14 protein-coding genes are annotated in these 15,314 nt (G+C 59.9%); 5 read left to right on the top strand and 9 right to left on the bottom strand.

Annotation, left to right across the window (positions count from 1 at the left end):
- Positions 1-16: 16 nt before the first annotated feature.
- On the top strand, positions 17-943 hold the full coding sequence (locus R3E77_08905; protein ID MEZ5499530.1) for a mechanosensitive ion channel: 927 nt from the start codon (positions 17-19) through the stop codon (positions 941-943).
- Here R3E77_08905 and R3E77_08900 read toward each other — a convergent pair.
- Both R3E77_08900 and R3E77_08895 read right to left on the bottom strand, forming a co-directional pair.
- The gene (locus R3E77_08900) at positions 940-1,989 is read right to left on the bottom strand and encodes a potassium channel family protein (GenBank protein MEZ5499529.1); all 1,050 of its coding nucleotides are present in this window, start codon (positions 1,987-1,989) and stop codon (positions 940-942) included. The genes R3E77_08905 and R3E77_08900 overlap by 4 nt on opposite strands.
- Before the next feature lie 37 nt (positions 1,990-2,026).
- A complete protein-coding gene (locus R3E77_08895; GenBank protein ID MEZ5499528.1) occupies positions 2,027-3,241 on the bottom strand; it encodes a cation:proton antiporter in 1,215 nt (404 codons plus the stop codon).
- 197 nt (positions 3,242-3,438) lie between these two features.
- On the opposite strand from R3E77_08895, the gene R3E77_08890 reads away from it, so the two are divergent.
- Both R3E77_08890 and fahA read left to right on the top strand, forming a co-directional pair.
- A complete protein-coding gene (locus tag R3E77_08890) occupies positions 3,439-3,996 on the top strand; it encodes a YceI family protein (protein MEZ5499527.1) in 558 nt (185 codons plus the stop codon).
- Positions 3,997-4,001: 5 nt separating this feature from the next.
- A complete protein-coding gene (gene fahA, locus R3E77_08885; protein MEZ5499526.1) occupies positions 4,002-5,330 on the top strand; it encodes a fumarylacetoacetase in 1,329 nt (442 codons plus the stop codon).
- Positions 5,331-5,343: 13 nt separating this feature from the next.
- Here the strand turns inward: fahA and R3E77_08880 are convergent, their stop codons facing one another.
- The 5 genes from R3E77_08880 to R3E77_08860 form a co-directional block, all read right to left on the bottom strand.
- Complete coding sequence (locus R3E77_08880) at positions 5,344-6,546, bottom strand: CaiB/BaiF CoA-transferase family protein (GenBank protein MEZ5499525.1); 1,203 nt, start codon at positions 6,544-6,546, stop codon at positions 5,344-5,346.
- Positions 6,543-7,466, bottom strand: coding sequence for a hydroxymethylglutaryl-CoA lyase (locus R3E77_08875; protein MEZ5499524.1), 924 nt, complete (start codon positions 7,464-7,466; stop codon positions 6,543-6,545). Before R3E77_08875 ends, R3E77_08880 begins: the two co-directional genes overlap by 4 nt.
- Positions 7,463-8,083, bottom strand: a complete 621-nt coding sequence (gene leuD / locus R3E77_08870; GenBank protein MEZ5499523.1) for a 3-isopropylmalate dehydratase small subunit — start codon at positions 8,081-8,083, stop codon at positions 7,463-7,465. Before leuD ends, R3E77_08875 begins: the two co-directional genes overlap by 4 nt.
- A 1-nt stretch (position 8,084) precedes the next feature.
- Complete coding sequence (locus tag R3E77_08865) at positions 8,085-9,494, bottom strand: 3-isopropylmalate dehydratase large subunit (GenBank protein ID MEZ5499522.1); 1,410 nt, start codon at positions 9,492-9,494, stop codon at positions 8,085-8,087.
- Between the two features lie 82 nt (positions 9,495-9,576).
- Positions 9,577-10,308, bottom strand: a complete 732-nt coding sequence (locus R3E77_08860; protein MEZ5499521.1) for an ROK family protein — start codon at positions 10,306-10,308, stop codon at positions 9,577-9,579.
- A 95-nt stretch (positions 10,309-10,403) separates the two neighbouring features.
- Here R3E77_08860 and R3E77_08855 point away from each other — a divergent pair, with 95 nt between their 5' ends.
- Entirely contained in the window at positions 10,404-11,429 is a 1,026-nt protein-coding gene (locus R3E77_08855) for a hypothetical protein (GenBank protein MEZ5499520.1), read from the top strand.
- Between the two features lie 7 nt (positions 11,430-11,436).
- On the opposite strand, the gene aceA is transcribed toward R3E77_08855, so the two are convergent.
- Complete coding sequence (aceA, locus tag R3E77_08850; protein ID MEZ5499519.1) at positions 11,437-12,741, bottom strand: isocitrate lyase; 1,305 nt, start codon at positions 12,739-12,741, stop codon at positions 11,437-11,439.
- 98 nt (positions 12,742-12,839) lie between these two features.
- Between aceA and R3E77_08845 the strand changes: the two genes are divergently transcribed.
- Positions 12,840-14,402: a DUF3612 domain-containing protein gene (locus R3E77_08845; protein ID MEZ5499518.1), complete on the top strand. Its 1,563-nt coding sequence runs from the start codon at positions 12,840-12,842 to the stop codon at positions 14,400-14,402.
- Positions 14,403-14,415: 13 nt separating this feature from the next.
- Here R3E77_08845 and R3E77_08840 read toward each other — a convergent pair whose 3' ends face one another.
- Positions 14,416-15,309, bottom strand: a complete 894-nt coding sequence (locus tag R3E77_08840) for an HDOD domain-containing protein (protein MEZ5499517.1) — start codon at positions 15,307-15,309, stop codon at positions 14,416-14,418.
- Positions 15,310-15,314: the final 5 nt, after the last annotated feature.

Here is a 15,314-nt window from a genome sequence, read left to right as displayed (position 1 = left end):
GATGCAGGACGAACCCATGAAGACGATTGAATCGATCGTTGATCACGATATCGGCAGATTCCTGAATACCAGCTGGTTCGAAATAGGCGACACGCGCGTCACACCGCTACTGATTGCGGGCAGTCTTCTGGTCGTGATCGCGGCCTGGTGGATATCACGCATTGCGGAAAGAGCGGTCATAAGACTGACCCAGCGACGTAGCCAGCATGTATCTCAATCCACGGCGTTCGCGCTCGGGCGTTTGACCCGATACCTGCTCGCCGTCATCGTTCTGCTGATCGGTCTTTCAATGATCGGCTATGACCTGACAAGCCTAACCGTCGTTGGCGGAGCACTCGGCATTGGCGTTGGTTTTGGCCTGCAGAATATGGTCGCCAACTTCGTCTCGGGCATCGTCCTGTTGCTCGATCAGAGCCTCAAGGTCGGCGATTTCGTCGAGCTGGAATCCGGCGTTACCGGCCAGGTGCGAGCGATAGCAATGCGATACACGCGGGTTACGACCAACGATTCTGTAGATATCCTCGTCCCGAACTCCGAATTCATCAACGGCCGTGTCACCAACTGGACATTCGACGATGCAGCGCGCCGGATTCATGTTCCGTTTGGCGTCGCCTATGGGTCGGACAAACAACTGGTAAAGGAAGCCGGTATCGCGGCGGCCGGTAATCTGCCCGGAATCATACTCGATGATGAATCACGTCGCCCGGACGTATGGCTGGTTGGTTTTGGCGACAGCTCATTGAACTTCGAACTCGTTGTCTGGGTGGACCATCGGCTCACGGTTCGCCCGGCCGCTACCAGCGCGCGGCTGCTATGGGCAATCGAGAGCGAGCTTGCGGCACGCAAACTCGAAATTCCGTTCCCGCAGCGTGACCTCCATGTGCGCAGTGGCAGCCTGCGCGTCAAGGTCGAGCGCGCCGAAACCGACGGCAAATCCGACTAGGATTCGTTCAACACGTCGAGGCGCTGGGCATCCGAGTCACGGCGAATCCCGACCAACCGGTCGCCCGCTTTGATGCGCAGTTGCGGCGCATGCCAGAACGGGTAACTCTTTCCGTCCCTAATGAGCTTGATGACCAACTCATCGCCGAGCTCGCGAACGCTTCGGTCGATGTCCTGCGGCAAAGCATCACGTTCGAACAGGGCAACACTCCCGCCGCGGGACATCATGTCGCCCAACAAATCCACCGTATGTTTGCCTGCCAGCGAATCGGCGAGCAGGAAACCTCCCAGCCGCGCGGCCGACAGCGTCATATCGGCGCCGCTACCACGAACCAGCTTGATATTTTCATCTTCGTGGACTGTTGCCACGATACGCATTGTCGAGTTGAGGCTGCGTAAAGTAAGGACTGCCAGGACCGTGGTGTCATCGCGGTCGAGGGCGAGCACAGCGGCCCGCGCCCGCTCCGCTCCCGCGACGCGCAGTAACTCTTCGCGCGCCGCTTCACCGTGAAGTGCCACGAACCCCTGTTCCGCCGCTTGTTCGATACGCGACTGCTCGTGGTCGATGATGACGATCTCGCCTGCGGGCACGCCTTGCGCAACGAGTTCCTGCGCTGCCGTCGACCCGCGGCCGCCGAAGCCGAGGATGATTACGTGGCGCGTCAGTCTCCGTTGCAACATGGTCATTCGGAAATCCTCGATGACTTTTTGAATTACGAGTTGGTACGCGGTTCCAAGAAAGATGAACCAGACGAAGATCCGGATTGGCGTAACAAAAATCGCGTCTATGAGCCGCGCGCGGTCCGTTACCGGCACAATATCGCCGTAGCCGACCGTGGTGATCGTCACCATCGTGAAATAGATCACGTCCGTGAAACTTACGACGCCATCGTGGTGATCTGCAAGTCCGGCGCGATCCCACCAGAAAACGGTGAATGTCAGGGCAAATAGCGCAAATATCAGCACGAACCGAAGCAACAGCGTTGCTTCCGGGTTCAAAGGGCTCTTGGTGAAGAGAATTCGGCGACGCGAAGGACCTCGCTTCATCCGCAGCAATTTCAGGACGGCTGTCGGACTCGAGCGCCTAGTCGCCATCAGTCCCGCTCTGAGTCACGTTGCCGCTGTTGCGACCGACCAATACCGTGTGAGGGATCAGCGTGTCAAACTCTGCGACAGGCGCCTGCAGCATCAATCCCGGCAGCAGTGTATTGACTACCGCATAGAGGATGAGCCCGCCGAATATCGGTGGGGCGATCTGGAATTCCTCCCGCAATATGGTCGCAATCACCAGCGTAAAAACCAGCGTCGGCATCATGGCGGTGGCGATGCGAACACCGCTTCGCGCTCGCTCGCGAAGCGCCAGCCGACGGTGAGCTACCACGAACAGGAATCGAAACGGCACCGCAACCAGCAGGAAAGCCAGTCCATACCCAAGGGCCAGCCAGCTGAAATCGGATGCGCGCAGTTCGAGTCCGGCATGGAAGAAATAGAACGGGATAAAAAGCGACGCCAGGGACTCTACGGCATGGAGCATTTGATCGGTCCGCATGCTGGGCATTCGTGACCTGAATCGTTGCGCCACGACACCGACAACGAATGCGCCCACAAGGTAATACACGCCGAGCTGCTTGGTCAGCACTGCGCAGGCGACCGCCACGATCACGAGAAACGCGAAGTCCGATTTCGGTGCAAATGGCAGGACAACCCTTGCAAACAACCGGAAGGCCAACGGTAACAAGGCTATCATCAGCAGCAGGATGGCTGTCGATGACGCAAAATGCACCGCGGTATTGGACTGAAGCGCAATGAACAATACGATCAACGCAACTATTTCCGTAGCGACCGCTTTGGAACGTATCCAGAATCGCTCTTGCTCCGTGCCTCCCATCGAGTCAAGCGCCGAGAGAATGAAGCCTGTGGAGGGTGTCAGCAGCGCGAGCGCGACCAGGACGGCCGGCCGAATGGACAAACCCAGCAGCCAAGCGACGGCGTAGGTGGCGATTGCGATCATGACGAGCCGGATGGTCAGGTGCTGAACCAATACCGCCGCGCCGCTGCGCAACTCGTGCCAGTCCACTTCGAGGCCGGCAAACAGGAACAGCGATACGATGCCGAACGTCGAAAGAAGCGCAATCGTCGTATCATCGTGAAAAAGGCCACTGCCGGCGCCGATCGCAACGCCGAGTGCGAAGCTGCTGATCGCCGATGGAACGCCCCAGCGCTGAATGATGCGCGGCACGATGAACAGGGCAAACAGCAACGCGATATACGCCATTTCGCCCGACAACAAGCTGCTCATGGGACGCTCCTCGCCTGCTACTGCCGCCCCATCCAAGTGCAGTCTGAAATGCCGGCGACGAAACAGCACGCATTCTAGCCCGACTACGTTGTCGTGCCGGCAGCTGCTAGAATCGCCAGCGGCTTGCAAAGGCTCTGTGGCAATTCTATTTAACTTTCAGTTGTCAAGGTAATTATATGATAAATAAATATTTATTGTTGTCATGCCTGCTTGTCACAGTCGCGTCGGCTGCGCGTGCGACCGAACAGCTTTATCACGTCGATCCAGAGCACACCTACCCGAGCTTCGAGGCCGATCACATGGGTGGCCTGTCCGTCTGGCGTGGCAAGTTCAATCGCTCGAGTGGCACGGTCACCCTCGACCTCGACAAACAGACCGGGTCAGTCGATATCGTCGTCGACACATCCTCGATCGATTTCGGCAACGATGCCCTGAACGAGCACGCACAGGGCGCCGAGATGTTCGCGGTCGACAAGTATCCAACGGCGCACTACACAGGCAGGCTCGATGCGTTCGTGGATGGTGCACCAACCCGCGTGCAGGGCGAACTGACGTTGCGGGGTGTCACCCAGCCACTCGAATTACAGATCACGAAATTCCAGTGCAAGACCCACCCCATGGCGCACAAACCAGTGTGCGGCGCCGATGCGACCGCCACGTTCAAACGTGACTCCTACGGGCTCGATTACGGTGTTGCCTGGGGTTTTGATCAGACCGTCACATTGCGCATACAAATCGAAGCACTCGCGGAATAAATCGAATGGCGCTCGATAGTACGCATGATCCGGACCGCCGCAGTTGGGTCGAGGCTGCCAATATCCGCAATTGCGACTTCCCGATCCAAAACCTGCCATTCGGCGTTTTTCGCCGCGCCGGCAGCGACACGCGATGGCGTGGCGGCATCGCCATCGGCGATCAGATACTCGACGCGGCCGCATTGTCCGAATTGGGAATCTTGCGCGACCTCGCGCAACAGTCGGCCATCGCGCTGGGCAATTCCTGGCTAAATGCTTTCATGGAAATGGGACGCCCGGCATGGCGGGCGCTGCGTCATGGAGTTGCCGATTTGTTGAGCGAGGGCGCGAGTGCTCGTTCCGACCTCGTCAAGTGCCTCCTGCCGCAGTCGAAGGCGCAATATGCCGTTCCCGCCCGCATTGGTGATTACACGGACTTCTACACGTCGATATACCACGCGACGGAGGTTGGCAGACTTTTTCGACCTGACAATCCCCTGCTTCCGAACTACAAGTGGGTCCCTATCGGTTACCACGGACGCAGCTCGTCGATCGCCGTCTCCGGACAGATATTCCACCGGCCGAGCGGGCAGATCCGTCCGTCCGACTCCGAGCAACCGAAACTTGCACCTTGCGCGCGGCTCGACTACGAAGTGGAACTCGCTGCATTCGTTGGCGTTGGAAATCCGCTGGGTCAATCCGTCCGCATCGAAGAAGCTGAGGATCGGATCTTTGGTCTGTGTCTGCTGAATGACTGGTCTGCCCGGGATATTCAGGCCTGGGAGTACCAGCCGCTGGGACCATTCCTAGCAAAGAATTTTGCGACGACGATATCACCATGGATCGTCACGCTGGATGCACTCGAACCGTTTCGCGTGCCTTGGACCAGGGCCGCTTTGGATCCGCAACCTTTGCCCTATCTGGACAGCACGGACCTGCGCCAGCGCGGAGCGATGAATATCACTCTGGAGGCTGCGATCGAAACTGCGAAAATGCGGGCCGCGCGAACACGACCGCATGTGCTCGCACGCAGCAATTTCCGCCATAGCTATTGGAGTATCGCGCAACTGGTTGCGCACCATACGGTCAACGGCTGCAATCTGCGACCGGGCGACATGCTCGGAACGGGCACACAGTCGGGCCCGGAACCCGAAGAGGCCGGTTCCCTGCTCGAACTGAGCAAAGGTGGCAAACAACCGGTAGATATCGGCAATGGCGAGACGCGATGTTTTGTCGAGGACGGCGATCGCATCACGTTGCGCGGCTGGTGCGAAGCACCCGGCCATACGCGCATCGGATTCGGCGAGTGTGTGAGTTCTGTGGCAAAGACACCGGATCCACAAGCGCAGTCCTGATCCAATTGGCCGACTAGCTTCGCGCAGCAAATACCACCGCACCAGCCCGTCCAAGATCGGCGATCTCTTGCTCCGTCTTGCCCAGTTCGAGCAGGATTTGTCTGCCGTGCTCACCGACCCGTGGCAGCCCACCTTCGGCAATCGGCCTGTGACCGGCCATTTCGACCGGCAGAACCGGCAGGCGCGAACTACTGCCATCCTGCAGGTGGATCGGCGCGAGGCCACCGCTGCCATTCAAATGCGGATCATCGAACAGGTCTTCCGGACGACCGATCGGCGCGAATGGAATACCGCTGTGTTCCAGCCGTGAAATCAGTTGCCCCATGGTATAGCCACCGAGTATCGCCTTAATCTTGGGAAACAGATGCTCGCGCGCCTTTACGCGTTGTGAATTGGTGCTAAGTGACTCGTCCGCAGCGAGCGAAGGCTGGTCGAAAACTTCGCAGAACTTGCGCCACAACCCGTCCGACACGACGCCAACGAATACATGCTGGTGGTCCGCCGTTTCGAATACATCATAAATAGCCCAGGCCGATATTCGCACGGGCATGGGACGCGCCGCTTCGCCGGTCACGGCCTTCTGCGCCATATGCTGACCAACGAGATAGACGGTTGTTTCAAACAGCGCGCTGCTGACCTTCTGCCCTTTGCCCGTGCGATGCCGTTCCTCGATCGCAGCCAGAATTGCGATGACGCCGAACATGCCGCCGGTGACATCAATGACCGAAGCGCCAGCACGCAACGGGCGCCCGGGTGGCCCGGTCATGTAGGCAAGCCCACCCATCATCTGTGCTACTTCATCGAGTGCGGTGCGGTGTTCGTAGGGACCTGCGAGAAATCCTTTCTCTGCGCAATAAATGAGCCGCGGATTCCGTGCCCGAAGATGCTCATAATCGAGACCGAGCTTGTCCATGGCACCCGCACGAAAATTCTCGATCACGACGTCGGCGCCGGACGCGAGCTGCAATGCCAACTCACGCCCAGCGGGCGACTTCAGGTCGATGCATATACTGCGTTTGCCACGGTTGTACATGGGGAAGTAGCCGGCGCCGGAACCGAGCAGCCTGCGCGTGGCATCGCCACCCGGTGGTTCGACCTTGATTACATCAGCGCCGAGATCAGCGAGTATCGCACCCACGGCGGGGCCCATTACCATGTGAGTGAACTCAATCACGCGAATACCCGTCAAGGGACCCGTCGCACCGGTGTTCGTCATTGCGTAAATCCCAGTGGTAGACCTGCATCGGGAGTAAATCCATAAAGCGGTTCGTCCGGAAGATTTTCGCGCAGGATGTCCCGTACCTTGAGCAATGCATCGAGATCGACACCAGTATCAAGACCCATCGCTTCGAGCATGAAAACGAGATCTTCAGTCACGATATTCCCGGAAGCGCCGGGGGCAAATGGGCAGCCACCAAGTCCTCCAAGTGAACTGTCAAAGGTGTCGATATCTTCTTCGAGACCAGCAAGCACATTGGCGAGACCCAGCCCGCGGGTATTGTGCAGATGCAAGCCCGTCAGCGCTTCGCGTCCCACGGCAGCGCGTACCGCGCGCACCAAGGACCGAACCTGCGCGGGATTGGCATAGCCACTGGTGTCTGCCAAGCCGACCTCGTCACATCCTGCCGCCATCAGTCTTTCTGCCAGGTCCACGACCTTCACCTCGGGTACCAGGCCTTCGATGGTGCACCCGAATGCAGTCGACAGGCCGCCTTCGAAATGCGGTCGCTGGCCGGCTGGCACCGTCTTCAACAGCTGCGCTATTTCCGCAGCGGCACCCAGCATTTGCTCATGCGTGCGGCGGACGTTTCGCAGGCTATGTGTCTCCGACACCGAAACCGGCAACGTGATCTTGTGCGCACCGGCAGCCAGGGCCGCCTCAGCGCCGCGCAAATTCGGAACCAGCACGGCGACCGTCAAACCCGGAATTTCCCTTGCCTGTCGCACGACTTCGGAAGTATCTGCAAGTTGCGGCAGCAGTTTTGCCGGAACAAAACTTCCCACTTCGATTTCGCGCACACCGGCAGCCGCCTCGGCGCGTATCCACCGCAGCTTGGCTGCCAGGGGCAGGACAGGCTGGATACTCTGCAGACCGTCGCGAGGACCCACCTCGCTGATGAGAACCCGCCTTCTCACGGGAGATATACCCATGGTCGCACGAGGCGGTCCGCGGCAATGAAATCATCAATCTCGCGGGATGCCTTGAGTGTCAAGTCAATCGCATCGAGTCCCTCGGTCAACATCGAATGTTCTTCCTTCGTCAATTGAAAATCGAAAATCTTCCCGGCAGCGTGAACTTGCAATCCTTCGACATCCACGCCGATGAGATTGCCACTGGGATCCTGCTCTACCCACGAAGCGATCAGCGCGATAGCCTCCCCGTTCATGCGCACGGGCGCGATGCCATTGCGTACACAGTTGGAGAAGAAGATTGGCGCGAAACTTGCGGCGATCACAGCGCGTATACCGTATTCATGCAACGCCCAGACAGCATGCTCGCGACTCGATCCGCAACCGAAATTCTCGCCAGCCAGGATGATCCTGGCTCCGCTGAATTCCGGCTTGTTGAGGACAAAATCGGGATCGGAATCGCGGCCACCAATGGACCTGTAACGCCAACCGGCGAACAGTCCCTCGGCGAGGCCAGTCTTGCCGACGGTCTTCATCTCACGTGACGGGATGATTGCATCGGTATCGACATTGTCGCGCAGCAACGGTGCGGCTATTGCGCGCAATTGTCGCAAGGGTTCCATGTCAATTCTCAACCGCAAACGTCGTTGGATCGGTGATATGGCCAGTTACGGCACTCGCTGCTACGGTCTCTGGACTCGCGATGTGAGTCCTCGTACCTGGTCCCTGGCGGCTCTCGAAATTTCGATTGGTCGTCGAGATTACGCGTGCCTTCGGGCCGAAACTCTCGCCGCCTGCGAAGAAACACATGGAGCAACCCGACTCGCGCCATTCAAAACCGGCTTCCTGGAAAACGCGATGCAACCCCTCGGCCTCTGCGGCACGCTTGACGTGAGACGATCCTGGCACGCATATCGCCTTGACTCCCTTGGCCACTTTGCGACCCGCGAGCAGGCGCGCCGCCGCGCGCAGATCCGGCAATCGACTATTGGTGCATGAGCCTATGAATGCGGCATTCACCGTCAGTTCGCTCATCGCCGTGCCGGGTGCTACGCCCATGTACTCGAGGGCTCGTCGAAAACTCTCCGGCGTCGCCCTGCTGTGAGCCAGATCAGGCACCGCAGCACCGATGGGTACGGCGTGCTGCGGACTCGTACCCCAGGTCACCATGGGAGCGAGATCCGATGCATCGACGGTCAGCTCCTTGTCGAAACCTGCCGCGTCATCGCCAGGCAACTTGTGCCACGCAGCCACGGCTTGCGCAAATTGCGCGTCGCGCGGCGCATAACGTCGCCCAGCCAGGTATTCATAGGTGGTATCGTCCGGCGCAATAATCCCGCTGACGGCTGCGAACTCGGTCGCCATGTTGCATAGCGTCAGTCGCGACTCCATGTTCATGCCGGTGATGGCACTACCGGCATATTCGACGACGTATCCCTGCCCGCCAGCTGCACCGTGGCGCGATAACAGCAACAGGCTAAGGTCTTTCGCATTGACGCCGGCTCGCAGCTGTCCAGTCACCCAAACACGCATTGTGCGTGGTTTGCTGACACGCAACGTGCCTGTCGCCAGTGCGTGCTCGGCCTCCGTAGAACCGATACCCCAGGCGAAGGCACCCAGTGCACCCTGCGTGCAGGTGTGACTGTCCGGGCACACCAGCGTCAACCCCGGTAACACCACGCCCAGTTCGGGTGAAATCACATGCACGATTCCCTGGTCGCTGTCATTGACATCGAACAGTCTGATTCCGGCAGCTCGCGCTGCGGCGCGCGTGCTTCGGATGAACACGTCGCCACCGGGTACCAGTGTGTGGTCAGAACGCCCGGGCAACGTATCGACGATGTGATCCATCGTGCAGAACACGCGCTTCGGGTCGAGCACGCGTCGTCCCGCGCGCTCGAGTTCGTTGAGCGCGACAGACCCGGTTCTCTCGTGCAGAAAAACCCGGTCGATGGCCAGCAGGAATGCATCGCCGTCGAGCTGCCGGACCACATGCTGCTGCCATATTTTCTCGAAAAGCGTCTTGGGGGTCATGCTGTCCGACGCACTCTACCGAAACTCGGACGCTCGTTCGCGACTGTCGTAATACGCAACTGAACTGTGGCCACCGCCCGGTTCATTGCGCCGCTGCGGCGAGCGCGGCACCCACGATTCCGGCATCAGCACGAAATCGGCCAGTCAGGACGGTTGCGGTCACGTCCAGTGCCGCCACGAAGTCTTGTGCGCGCTCGGTGATGCCGCCGCACAGCACGATCGTGTCCGGCCACATGAGACGGTGATATTCGCGAAGCACCTTGTTCAATTCGGCTGCCCAAGCCGACAATTCGAGACGTTTCTCGCGCAAGCTCCGCCCCGACGCGCGCGCCTCGGCTTCCATACCGTCGACCTGCAGGTGACCGAGTTCGGTATTCGGCCACAGGACACCATCGCGAATCAGTGCGCTCCCGATTCCCGTTCCCAGGGTGAGGACGAGGACAGACCCGTTGCGACCCTTGGCGGCACCCAATCGAATCTCGGCCAGTGCGGCGGCGTCGGCGTCATTCAGCACGGTTACCGGCCCGGCGTGATCGGCTGCCAACGCGGCAGCCAAGTCCCTGCCAAACCACGATCGATTCACATGTGCCGTCGTCAGGATGCGCCCGTTCTGGATGACGCCTGGAAATGCGATGCCGATCGGGCTTGCGTGCTGCTCCTCTGTTAATCGCGCCAAAACGCCAAGCAGTTCTTCCCAGCTCATGCCGGGCGCCAGCGGGGCTTCCTGCCGCAGTGTCATCAGGCGACCGGTGAGCGTGTCAACCAATGCAGCTTTGATGCCGGAACCACCAATGTCGATACCCCAGGTCAACATTGTCCAGGTCTCCTCATGCGTATTCGGCCAGGGGCCGCACTCGCACTATAATCGGCAGCGCGGCCGATTGGATACGCTCAGCGAGGCGACTCGTCATGATGTATCGGAAAAATGCATATCTGCAGCCACGGCTGATCGTGGCGATATCGCTCTTCGCGCTAGGCGCGTGCGGCACCGTCGGACGGCAGCACCTGCGTAGCCTTGCGCCTGCCGATGTGGTCATGCTGGCGAGCGACGGGCGTCGGGAAATCCATTCGCTTTTCGGTGCGTATCAACCATTGCTCGACCAAGGATGGCAACTCGATATCATCGCCTGGTCTCATCCCGAGGGCACGACCGCTGCGTTGCCCATCATTGCGCTGCGCACGCCACGAAGCGGGCCAGCGACCTGGTTCTTCACGGGCATCCACGGTGAAGAGCCTGCGGGTCCCAACGCCATGGCGGGCGTCGTGCAGCGCCTTGCATCCCTTGGCAGGCGCCAGCCGGTGGTCATCGTTCCGCTTTGCAATCCACACGGCTATGTGCGCAGCTGGCGTTACCTGAACATGGCCCAGTATGATCCTGCCATTGCCGGCCAAAGTGTCGGCGACTCCTCGCACTGGCTCGCACGCGCTGATGAGCTGACCCGGCCTCGCGAAGTGGCACCGTCGAGCCTGGAGGCGGCAGCACTTACGCAGTATGTCGTAACCACCGCTGCCCGCTACCCGCCGCGTGTCAGCATCGACCTGCACGAGGACAATTTGATCGACGAGGGCTACGTCTATTCGCAGGGTCGCCTGGGGCAGGTCGATCCGCTTGCGCAGGCTGCTGTCGCCGTGCTTCGCGACAAAGGCATTCCCATCCGCCAGAGTGGTACGACACGCTTCGGAGAAGCGATAAGCGGTGGGCTCATCGGTCCGGTCGTCGACAGCTCGATCGACGAATTGATGAGCGCGGGGTCGCTGGTTCGCGACGGTCACAGCATTGCCGGACCGAATGCCGGAACGGTTCTGGTATTCGAGACACCGGCGCGCGCCTTGCCGCTAACTACGCGCGTCGCCGCACATCGGGCCCTGCTCGAACGCCTGATCGATGACTTGGCGGCACAAGAGCGGCGACGCCCTTCACAATGGGCGAATTGATGCCGCCTCAGGCGCGTTGTTTGGCGAACTGCTCCTCTTCGGTGCTACCGCTGAGGGCCGACAGCGAGGATGTGCCTGCCGTGACGGTCTGAGTAACGTCGTCGAAATAACCTGCACCGACCTCGCGCTGGTGTTTTGTCGCCGTGTACCCGACGCTTTCCGCCGCAAATTCCTGCTGCTGCAACGCCACATAGGCAGTCATCTGCGAGTCGCGGTAACCACGCGCGAGCTCGAACATGGAGTAATTGAGCGCGTGGAATCCTGCCAGCGTGATGAATTGGAACCTGTAGCCCATCGCGCCGAGCTCGCGTTGAAATTTCGCGATCGTGGCATCGTCGAGCTTGCGTTTCCAATTGAACGACGGCGAACAATTGTAGGCCAGCAACTTGCCCGGATACTGTCGGTGGATGCCTTCGGCAAAATAGCGTGCCTCCTCGAGATCGGGATGCCCGGTCTCGCACCAGATCATGTCCGCGTAGGGGGCATATGCGAGGCCGCGGGCAATTGCCTGGTCGAGCCCCGCTTTGACGTGGAAGAAACCTTCCGCCGTGCGACCCTTGCTCGCATCGATGAACGGTCGATCGCGCTCGTCGACGTCGGAAGTGAGAAGATTCGCCGATTCGGCATCCGTGCGTGCAATGAGCACTGACGGTACATTGCACACGTCCGCCGCAAGGCGCGCAGCGATCAACTTGTTCACGGCCTCCTGGCTCGGCACCAGCACCTTGCCACCCATATGGCCGCATTTCTTGGCAGACGACAACTGATCCTCGAAGTGCACGCCAGCTGCACCGGCATCGATCATCTGCTTCATCAACTCGAAGGCGTTCAATACACCGCCGAATCCGGCCTCCGCGTCGGCGACGATCGGCTTCAGCCAGTCGACGGAATCGTCACCCTCGGCGTGGGTCAGCTCGTCCGCCCGCCGCAAAGTATTGTTGATGCGACGCACCACTGCCGGAACCGAATCAGCAGGATACAGCGACTGGTCCGGGTACATCTGTCCGGCGAGATTCGCATCACCCGCTACCTGCCAGCCCGAAAGATAGATTGCGTCAAGCCCCGCTCTTACCTGCTGCATGGCCTGGTTGCCGGTCAGTGCGCCAAGGGCGTTCACGAATGGTTTCTCGTTGACGTAGCGCCAGAGTTTTTCGGCGGTGAAGCGCGCGATTGAATATTCGACCGGAATGGTGCCGCGCAGACGCACGACGTCCTTGCCCTGATAACCCCGCCGTATACCGCGCCAGCGCGGGCTTTCCGCCCAGACCCGGTCGAGATCAGCAGCGCCAGGATGACTACGATTGTTGCTCATGGTGGTCGTTCCGATTCCTGCGTCCTGCGAGTGAGGTCAGCATAGCGCCAAATTGGGTGAAATTTGACAACAAAAATTTCACATTGTAAATTTCACAAATGTCAGCCTTACTTAGAAAAGGCCATTTTCTCGGCACCAAGTTGCGGGCAGTGCGCAAACTGCATGGCCTGACACTCGAAGAACTCTCGGCACGATGTGTCCATCATGACGCATCCCAGGCGCCCTCGGTGTCCTACCTCAGCATGATCGAGACGGGCCGTCGTGTACCCTCTGAGGCCGTCCTGGATCTGCTCGCAGCCGTATTGCAGCGTGATCGCGGCTGGTTCCTGGATGAGAGTGCCGTACCGGAGATCCCGCGTGACGGGCGCTCGGGACCGGTATCGGCCCTGCCCCTCCAGCCGGGGTTCTTGTTCTCCAAGGAACTGCTGCAAGCGGCTCTGCCGGAGCTCCTGGCCCAGACGGGCACGTCAGGTCGCCAGTTTGCTCATCTGCTCATTCGCTCGCACCAGGAGTTGTCACATAATGACTTTCCTGACCTGGAACGGGCGGCTGAGAGCATTGGCGAGAGACGGTTTCCGCTTTCAGTGGACGACCTGCTCGAGCTCGCCAGCCGACACGGACTGAACTTGCATTGGTTCGAACGAAAGCCCGTACTCGTGCGGGATGAGTCCAGGGAAGTTCGCAGCATGGTGCGGTCGTTTTACGAAGCACCGAATGACATCTATATCAACAAGGCGCTGCGCTCCGATCCCGCGCGCCTCAAATTCGACATTGCGGCACATATCGGCCACAAGATCCTGCACGGCGGCGACGGCTTGAAATCGGCCCATGCCACCGGCGGCGAGATGGGTGGAAGTCCGGAGAGTTCGGTGCACTCGGGCGGCCTGGATGCCAACGATGTGCTGCATGCCTGGCGGGATTTCGAATGCACGTTTTTCGCTGGCGCATTATTGTGTCCCAAGGTGCCCTTTCGACGTTATCTCGCGAGTGTCGGTTACCGGATAGACGAGGGCGTCAAGCTTGGACTGACCCCAGCGGTCGTCATGCGCCGCATGACCAAGGTGTCGCCCTACCCCTATTGGCATTTCTTCGATGCCTATCCTCCCGGATACTTGCGCGCGGTGTATCGGGGCAACGGCATCCCACTGCCATGGGGAAACATGGCGCAGGTCACCGATCCCTGCCCGCATTGGGCGGTGTTCAGGATGATCGATGATCACCGCAAGCAAAGTGGTTCCCAGATTTCCGTATTGCGCGACGGCGAGCGGTCCCTGCTCTACTGTTGTCACTCCATGCGGACCCGCGACATGGCCGGCAATCCGCACGTCCTCTCGGTCGGCGTCGATTGCCTGCCCGTGCTGCACTCGAATGGCATCGACACGGACGCGATGGTCAAGGAGGTCCTGACGGACTGCCAGAAACACCATGGCGAAGCGCCCTTGCGCGCCGGAACCGTGGCAGCGCTGCAGGGCGCAGCGAAGGTGCTGAACATCGATTGGATACTCGATGCGCTGGAGCACCCCGCCAGAATCATCTGTCCGCGCAGCAACAGCTGCCCCCGTGACAATCGCTGTGCCGGAGCGAGACCATCGCGAGCCAGGCAAATCACGGACGTACGGGCCGAAATACTGCACCGCGATCGCGACCAGCCCGACGATTGAGCCCGCGGCGAGGCTACATGCCCAGTGCGTCGATAATCTCGCCGATCGAACTTTCGGAGTGGCAAACCAGTGCCCGGCAATAGCCCGCTTCGAACTTGAATCGCTGCAGGACAGGCATGGTCGCAAGCGCCAGGTCGAGCTGCTCTACATCCTGCGAATACGTATTGATCGTAACAGCGAGAGCCAATACATCGGCGAGACTGGGTACACTTCCCACTACGCTGCGCCCGAGATCGACGTGTTGCTGAACAGCTTCCACCAGGGAATCCGGGATCTTCCAACCCTGCAGCAATTTCACCGACAACGGCGCGCCATAGTTCGACACGAAAGTACCGTATGCGGTCTTGTCGAGAATCACTTCGGGATGCTTCGCGCACTTCACGAGCACGTAGAGTTCACCCACGTTGTGCAATAGACCCGCCAGCAGTGCCGTATCGGGGTTGATCCCGCCCACGTGCCGCGCGATGGCATCGCTGATCGCCGCGACAACGACGCTTTTCTGCCAGACATCGCGAATATTCCCGCGAACGGCAACGAGCTCCTTGTTCGATCGCAGCTGACGCATGGCATGTGCCGCCACCGCACCTCGCAACAAGTTGACTCCTACCCGGGACACCGCCGTACGCAGGTCGACAATTGATTCGCCGCGCGGGTTCAGTGCCGCGGAGTTTGCTATCTGCAGGATTCGGGCGGCCAGGACGGGCTCGGTCGCTACCTGGCGCACGATTTCATTGGTGTTGATATGCTCCTTGGCTAGCGCGCGGTGAATACGCATCGCGATCTCGGGGTACCCGAGTATCTCGACCGACTCGGCATCGAGGTCCTGCTGCAGAGCATCGGCAATCAAAGCCTGCTCATTCGACAGTGCGACTGCCGTACCCATGGCTTCCACCTGCTGCATTGCCATCTAGT

This window comes from Steroidobacteraceae bacterium (assembly GCA_041395505.1).
Taxonomy (GTDB): Bacteria; Pseudomonadota; Gammaproteobacteria; order Steroidobacterales; family Steroidobacteraceae; genus JAWLAG01.
Note: the sequence above shows the minus strand (reverse complement) of the source record. Positions and strands in the feature narration are given on the sequence as shown.

Bases quoted from the DNA above. Each gene is read 5' to 3' on its own strand.
- R3E77_08905 (MEZ5499530.1), top strand. From the start codon at position 17: ATGAAGACGATTGAATCGATCGTTGATCACGATATCGGCAGATTCCTG.
- R3E77_08900 (MEZ5499529.1), bottom strand. From the start codon at position 1,989: ATGAAGCGAGGTCCTTCGCGTCGCCGAATTCTCTTCACCAAGAGCCCT.
- R3E77_08895 (MEZ5499528.1), bottom strand. From the start codon at position 3,241: ATGAGCAGCTTGTTGTCGGGCGAAATGGCGTATATCGCGTTGCTGTTT.
- fahA (MEZ5499526.1), top strand. From the start codon at position 4,002: ATGGCGCTCGATAGTACGCATGATCCGGACCGCCGCAGTTGGGTCGAG.
- R3E77_08880 (MEZ5499525.1), bottom strand. From the start codon at position 6,546: ATGACGAACACCGGTGCGACGGGTCCCTTGACGGGTATTCGCGTGATT.
- leuD (MEZ5499523.1), bottom strand. From the start codon at position 8,083: ATGGAACCCTTGCGACAATTGCGCGCAATAGCCGCACCGTTGCTGCGC.
- R3E77_08865 (MEZ5499522.1), bottom strand. From the start codon at position 9,494: ATGACCCCCAAGACGCTTTTCGAGAAAATATGGCAGCAGCATGTGGTC.
- R3E77_08860 (MEZ5499521.1), bottom strand. From the start codon at position 10,308: ATGTTGACCTGGGGTATCGACATTGGTGGTTCCGGCATCAAAGCTGCA.
- R3E77_08855 (MEZ5499520.1), top strand. From the start codon at position 10,404: ATGATGTATCGGAAAAATGCATATCTGCAGCCACGGCTGATCGTGGCG.
- aceA (MEZ5499519.1), bottom strand. From the start codon at position 12,741: ATGAGCAACAATCGTAGTCATCCTGGCGCTGCTGATCTCGACCGGGTC.
- R3E77_08845 (MEZ5499518.1), top strand. From the start codon at position 12,840: ATGTCAGCCTTACTTAGAAAAGGCCATTTTCTCGGCACCAAGTTGCGG.
- R3E77_08840 (MEZ5499517.1), bottom strand. From the start codon at position 15,309: ATGGCAATGCAGCAGGTGGAAGCCATGGGTACGGCAGTCGCACTGTCG.